Origin of the sequence: Pseudomonas meliae (assembly GCF_001400515.1) — a bacterium.
Classification (GTDB): domain Bacteria; phylum Pseudomonadota; class Gammaproteobacteria; order Pseudomonadales; family Pseudomonadaceae; genus Aquipseudomonas; species Aquipseudomonas amygdali.
On the sequence record NZ_LJQT01000179.1, the window covers coordinates 1 to 6,358 of the forward strand.

A 6,358-nucleotide genomic window follows, 5' to 3' on the forward strand; every position below is an offset into this window, starting at 1 on the left:
GTTTTCAATCAGCGCCGACAGTTGTCATCAGAACCGTCTTGAAGGGCAGCTGACCACGCTCAGCTACGTACTGCAGGGTTTGGCGCAGCAACTCCGAGGGGGTGACGCCAAGCTTTTCCAGCTCGAGGTAAGCACGCGCTTTGAGATCGTCGTCGATACGAACGTTGATAGACGCCATGTGGGCATCCTCCAGTGTAATGACATTTGTATTTACAGTGAGGCACAGTGGCCATTTTTGCAAGCAGCTGTAAAGATCATTTAGTCCCTACGCTGTCGCTGGTCAGCTCGAGCTGCGCGTACAGCCAAAAACGTGACAACTGCGGATTAATATCCCAACCCGTCAGCGACTCGTCAGCCGTTGCGGGCGGACATAGTAGTTATCCAACTCGCCGCTCTCAACGAGCTGAAAACCGTGGCGAATGTAGAAGCGGTTTGAGTCGCTTTCTTTCAGGGCACCTACCCGTACTGTCGAGGCGGTTGCGTCTGCTTGTGCGAACACCTGCCGAAGCACGGCAGAACCAATGCCCTGCCCTTGAACGGCGGGCTTGATGTACAGGTGATCCAGCAACAGGCCATCGCTGGTCGGCTTGACAACCATAAAGCCGACCTTACTGCCGTCTACCTGGATGTAGTGTGTGCATGGCGCAGAAAACCCTTCACGAAAACGCTCTCGGGCGCGCACCGGATCGAACCGGCCAACGCGCTCGAGGCTTTCGCGCATGGCTTCGATACGTATGGCCGCTAAGGTTTCGAAGTCTTCGGGCTGGACGGTTACCAGGGTGATGTCGGGTTCGGTCTTGGGGGTCAACGGCATTCGGGTCGCTCCCTGTTTATTGAGCAATATCACTTGGGCTGGTGGTGATGGGCAACAGGTTAATGCCGGGGCGGCCTCTACGTCAGACGTTCGAAATGCCTGCTTGCAGCGCTCGCGCCAACCACTCCTCCCGCGTCATCTCCCAGACTTCCACTTCGAACCGCCCGCTGACGAACTCACCCTCGTGCGTGCTCACTATGCGCATGCCTTCGTTGATCGAAATACGCCGCGAGGCTTCATTCGGGGCGGCTTTGGGTACCTGCATCACGGGCATGCCCATTACTTCGAACCACTGTCGATTGACCACATGGCTGGCCTCTTTCATGTAGCCGTTACCTTGCCAGTCCGGGTGTAGCCAGAAGCCGCGGTTGTTGCCGCGGTGGGTCATGAGGGTAATGCTGCCGATGATCTCCCGGGGCGCGCTGTGCAGACGGATCATCCAGTGCCACTCGGTGCCAAGCGCAATGGCTGGCAGCGCAACATCCTGAATGTAGTGCAGCGCACCGTCCTCAGGGTAAGGCCAGGGGACGCGGTTGTTCAGGTACTGCACGATTTCCCATAGCGGGAAACGCTGCTGGACAGCTGGCGCATCCTCTAGCTTCAGGGGCGTCAGCAGTAGGCGGTCTGTGTACAGCGTGGGGGTGTTAGTCATGACTATGTCCCTCTCCGTTGAACAGTGCTCACAGGATGAACGGTCCCGTATGCCGGGGATTAAGTCGAACTGCTTGATGCACAAGGGAGTCTATCCAGCATCTTTTACAAATCGGTAACGCCAGTGCCCAGAATCATTACGGATCAGACACCCCAAAGCGTGGTGGATGAGCAGCAGGTCAAATTGTTTGGCTCGCCCAAGGAACGGCTGGATTTCTATCGACGCGAAATTCATTACGAAACCACCAATCTGTCCAACCGCACCAACGCCTATTTATCAGCACAGTCGTTTCTGGTAATTGCTTACGCGTCGTCCATGGCGAACATGAACACTGAATGGGGCGCGATGTTCACGCTGGTGGTGCCGCCGATGCTGGCCTTGCTGGGGCTGCTCAGCACGCTGTTCGCCTGGCCGGGTATTCGGGCGGCTTGCGACATCATCCAGCACTGGCATCACAAACAGTCTCAGTTGCTGCTCAGCGAGCCCGTCATCGGGCTGACCTATGACGACTCACCGCTGTTCAGCGACTGGGAATCCAGCGAAACAGGGCCGAAAAAGTCCTTGCTGTTCTCCAAGCGGAGCCCTTGGCTGTTCAGCTTTTTCTGGATATTCCTCGGCGGCTTCGCGGTGTTTGTGCAGTTGATTGCGGATTGAGGCGGCCTTTTTTGCCAGGCCGCCTCCCTCACATCAAAAAACGTTGATCGGGTAGTCGACGAAGATACGCGTCTCGTTGCCTTCGCTGTTGTACGCCAACGCATCATCCGAGACACGCAGGAACGAGTTGCGCAGGCGGATCGAGAGGTCCTTGGCCGGGCCGCTCTGAACCACGTAGGTCAGCTGACTGAAGATCTCGCGTTCGGTGCCATCGCCGCTTCCAGGCGTGCCGTCGTCGATATTGTCGCCGCGTACATAAGCCGCTTTGTAGCTCAGACCGGGCAGGACCAGGCCGGATAGGTCGACGCCGTAGGCAGCCTGCCAGGAGCGCTCGTCCTTGCCGTTGAAGTCGGACCAGTAGGAGTTGGCGAGGTAGATGGTGTTGCCGCCATCACCAAAGCCGCCATCATTGCGATAGCCACCGTAGGCGTAGCCCATGTCGCCGGTGCTGCGCTGGTGTGCGAGGGTGAAGGAGTGGATGCCCACAGCCCAGGTCGCGGCCAGGCTCCAGATTTTGTTGTCACGCGCATCGCTGGTGGTGAAGTCCTTGTCCAGCTTGGTCTTGTAGCCGTTGAAGTCGAAGGTCAGCGACTGATCTTGCGGCAGAGCAAAGACGTAGTTCAGGTTGACGTACTGCTTCTTGAGCACGTCTTCGTTGTCGGAGGCGTAGAAAGCTGCACTGAATGCATCTGTGAACTTGTAGCTGGCACCGTAGACGTTGATGCTTTTCAGATCACCGCTGTCGCGACCCTCAGCACTTTTACGCGCCTCCTGGGTGAAACGCCCGGCAACCACTTCAAGCCCGTCGATCTCTTTAGAGGTGATCATGGTGCCGGTGTAGCTTTCCGGCAGCAGACGGGAATTGTCGTAACTGAGCACTGGCAACTGAGGCATCTGGTCGCCGTACTTGATGACGGTATTGGAGATACGGGCCTTTACCGCCGCACCTGCACGGGACAGGTCATCGGCAGCAGCGCCGCTGTCACCTTGCTTGAAAAAGTCGATGCCGCCATTGCCGCTGCGACCCTTGCCGCCATCCAGACGGATGCCGTACAGGGCAAAGGCATCAACGCCGACGCCCACAGTGCCCTGAGTGAAACCGGACGCGAAGTTGCCCATGAAAGCCTGTCCCCATTCGGACTTGTCTTCACGGTCGTTCTTGTAGTCGCGATTGATGTAGGCGTTACGCAGGTTGACGATCAGCCTGCTGTCTTCGACGAAACCCTTCGAGTCTGCCTGCCCTTCGGCCATGGCCTGACTGGCGCTGATGATGCCCAAAGCGAGCATGCCCATACGTTTGTTAAGCATCTTGTCTTCCTTTTCTGCGAATTGACACGCGCTGCAGCGACCGCCAATGGCTATCGGGGCCTCCAGCCTCTGAACAAGCAGTATAGAAGGCGACACGAATTCATCGCAGTGGACTGCTGATGCACGTACAGGATTGAGCCGCAGACGGCGGGACGCGAATCCTAGTCCCGACGCATGGGGGTGTCAAACACGCAGATGGCCGGCCTAGAGCGGCTCAGCCAAGTTTGCCGGAGCAATCAACACGCTCGGTCAACACGCGGAGCAACGCTTCGAGCTCGGCCTCGTTGAACAGGCCTGCCGGGTAACGCTGTAACAACATTGCGCGAACATCCGGTCTGGATTTCGCGGGCCTGGTCGTCCTTAACCAATCCGCCACTAGCTGGCGGGCCTCGTTACTGAGAGAAGCAGAAAAACCACGAGCACGCTGCTGGTTCATACCTGCGTTCATAACGAAAACCTCTTGATTTCATGAGGGGCTAAATCTACTCACGCCATATGACAGTCAAGCTAAGAAAACGAACGTTTACCAACCTGCTTCAGGGGTAGCGCTCTGCGCATCTGTTACAGGATGTTACTCGACGGGTAAAAACAAAAAGCCCATCGGGTCATCGGGTGATGGGCTTGATACTGCAAGAACGGGACCAGTTGCCCCTTATCGGATGTTACTAGTTATTTCTAACTAGGCCTTGTGAGGGGCCGGTTGCTGCTGCGTCAGGCAGTGAATATTGCCGCCACCGAGCAGTAATTCGCGGCCAGGTGCCATCGCCACTTCGTGCTCTGGAAACAGTGTTTGCAGGAGCTCACGGGCCTTTTCGTCCATCGGATCGTCGAAACTCGGCGCAATGATGCCGCCATTGACGATCAGGAAGTTCACATAGGACCCGGCCAAACGCACTGAAGGGTTGCGTTCCTGACTGCCGTGCACCTGATCGACGCCTGCACATTCTTCTTCTGTGGCGAACAATGGTCCGGGAATCGGCATTTTATGAACGATAAACGCGCGCCCTTTTGCATCCAGTGTGTTTTCCAAAATACCCAGCGCCGCATGGCAACGTGAATAGTTGGGGTCTTCGGGATCATCGGTCCAGGCCAGTAACACCTCACCCGGACGAATGTAGCAACAGAAGTTATCCACATGCCCATCGGTTTCATCGTTGAACAGGCCATCTGGCAGCCAGACAACTTTATCCACAGCCAGATAATCACCGAGGATTGCTTCGATCTGTTCGCGGGTGAGGTGCGGGTTGCGGTTGCGATTGAGCAGGCACTCTTCGGTGGTAATCAGCGTGCCTTCGCCGTCGACGTGAATCGAGCCGCCTTCCAGCACGAAGCCTTCGGTGACGTAACGCGGGCAGCGCTCGATTTCCAGTACCTTGCTGCCCAGCTGAGAGTCCAGGTTCCACGGCGCATACAACCCGCCGTCGAAGCCACCCCAGGCATTGAATTCCCAGTTCACACCGCGCACTTCGCCACGGTCGTTGATGACGAACGTCGGGCCGCTATCGCGCACCCAGGCGTCGTTGCTGCTCATTTCCACAACCCGGATGTTCGGCATGTCCAACCGCGCACGAGCGTTGTCGTACTGCGCGGCAGACACGGCCACGGTAACCGGCTCAAAGCGGGCGATGGCCTTGGCGATCGCAACGTGGGCGGCCTGGGCGGGCTTGCCGATNNCGCTCCAATCGGTTTTAGCCAGCACATCAACCGTGCCGGGCTTGCCGCCCAGGCGCCAGTTGTCCGGGCGCTCGGGCCAGACCATCCAGACCTGGGTTTGCAGTGCCCATTCGGCCGGCATGTGGAAACCGTCGGCGCGTGGCGTGCTATTGAGCGTGGTCATGGCGATCAGGACTCCAGCGAACCGTCGAGGGTCTTCACCGCGCCGTACAGGTTAGGCCGGCGATCACGGAACGTACCCCACGCGCTACGGATGTGCTCCAGCTCGTCCAGGTCGAAGCTATGGACCAGCACGCCTTCTTTGGTTTCGTTGAGCTCGGCGACTTTCTCACCGAACTGGTTGGCAATGAACGACGAGCCGTAGAAGGTGATGTCGTAGCCATCCTGCTCTTCGTTGCCGATACGGTTGCTGGCGATCAGCGGCATCAGGTTCGCGCCGGCATGGCCTTGCTGCACGCGCTGCCAATGATCGCGCGAACTGATGGTTTTGTCGTGTGGCTCACTGCCGATGGCGGTCGGGTAGAACAGAATTTCTGCGCCCTGCAACGCCATGCTGCGTGCGCACTCCGGGAACCACTGGTCCCAGCAGATGCCAACGCCGATTTTCGCGTAGCGGGTCTGCCAGACCTTGAAGCCGGTGTCGCCCGGGTTGAAGTAGTACTTTTCGTGGTAGCCGGGGCCGTCCGGGATGTGGCTCTTGCGGTAGATGCCCAGGTTGGTACCGTCTGCGTCGATGATCGCAATGGTATTGAAACGTGCACGCCCTGCCAGCTCGAAGAAGCTGATCGGCAGTACAACTTGCAGCTCTTTGGCGAGCTTCTGGAAATGCTTGATTGCGACGTTGGATTCGATAGTAGTCGCCAACTGCAGATAGTCCGGGTTCGGCTTCTGGCAGAAGTACGGGGTTTCAAACAGCTCCTGAATCAGGATGATCTGTGCGCCCTTGGCGGCAGCTTCACGCACCAGCTTTTCAGCGGTCTCGATGTTGGCTTCCAGATCCCAGGAACAGGCCATCTGGGTAGCAGCGACAGAAACGATACGGCTCATGAAAATATCTCCAGGGGCGGATGCAAGGACTTATCACCATAGCAGACAGGCGATGACGATTATGAATGCCTTTATAGCGGATATAAATCGGTATTAAAAGCTAAAATTTTGTTACGTTCACTATATTTTGTTATTTTTACCGATATTAATCGACTTAAAACCCATCACAGTGCCCATTCCCCAAGATGGGTGTGACGCGGAGCGTCACG

6 protein-coding genes and 1 pseudogene are annotated in these 6,358 nt (G+C 57.2%); 1 reads left to right on the top strand and 6 read right to left on the bottom strand.

The window, feature by feature from the left end; all coding sequences use genetic code 11:
- Positions 1–22: 22 nt before the first annotated feature.
- The 3 genes and pseudogenes from ALO64_RS07990 to ALO64_RS08000 form a co-directional block, all read right to left on the bottom strand.
- Positions 23–178: pseudogene (locus tag ALO64_RS07990) on the bottom strand (type II toxin-antitoxin system RelB/DinJ family antitoxin); the annotation flags it as partial.
- Between the two features lie 162 nt (positions 179–340).
- On the bottom strand, positions 341–814 hold the full coding sequence (locus ALO64_RS07995) for a GNAT family N-acetyltransferase (protein ID WP_044343861.1): 474 nt from the start codon (positions 812–814) through the stop codon (positions 341–343).
- Positions 815–896: 82 nt separating this feature from the next.
- Complete coding sequence (locus ALO64_RS08000; protein WP_044343862.1) at positions 897–1,466, bottom strand: GNAT family N-acetyltransferase; 570 nt, start codon at positions 1,464–1,466, stop codon at positions 897–899.
- 159 nt (positions 1,467–1,625) lie between these two features.
- Here ALO64_RS08000 and ALO64_RS08005 point away from each other — a divergent pair, with 159 nt between their 5' ends.
- On the top strand, positions 1,626–2,120 hold the full coding sequence (locus ALO64_RS08005) for a hypothetical protein (protein WP_004667254.1): 495 nt from the start codon (positions 1,626–1,628) through the stop codon (positions 2,118–2,120).
- A 33-nt stretch (positions 2,121–2,153) separates the two neighbouring features.
- On the opposite strand, the gene ALO64_RS08010 is transcribed toward ALO64_RS08005, so the two are convergent.
- From ALO64_RS08010 to aguB, 3 genes are all read right to left on the bottom strand, one after another.
- Complete coding sequence (locus ALO64_RS08010) at positions 2,154–3,428, bottom strand: OprD family porin (RefSeq protein WP_004667253.1); 1,275 nt, start codon at positions 3,426–3,428, stop codon at positions 2,154–2,156.
- Between the two features lie 679 nt (positions 3,429–4,107).
- Entirely contained in the window at positions 4,108–5,265 is a 1,158-nt protein-coding gene (aguA, locus tag ALO64_RS08015; protein ID WP_054991687.1) for an agmatine deiminase, read from the bottom strand.
- Positions 5,266–5,270: 5 nt separating this feature from the next.
- Positions 5,271–6,149 carry an N-carbamoylputrescine amidase gene (aguB, locus tag ALO64_RS08020; protein WP_044343864.1) on the bottom strand — a complete coding sequence of 293 codons (879 nt, stop codon included), beginning with the start codon at positions 6,147–6,149 and terminating at the stop codon, positions 5,271–5,273.
- Between the last annotated feature and the right edge of the window lie 209 nt (positions 6,150–6,358).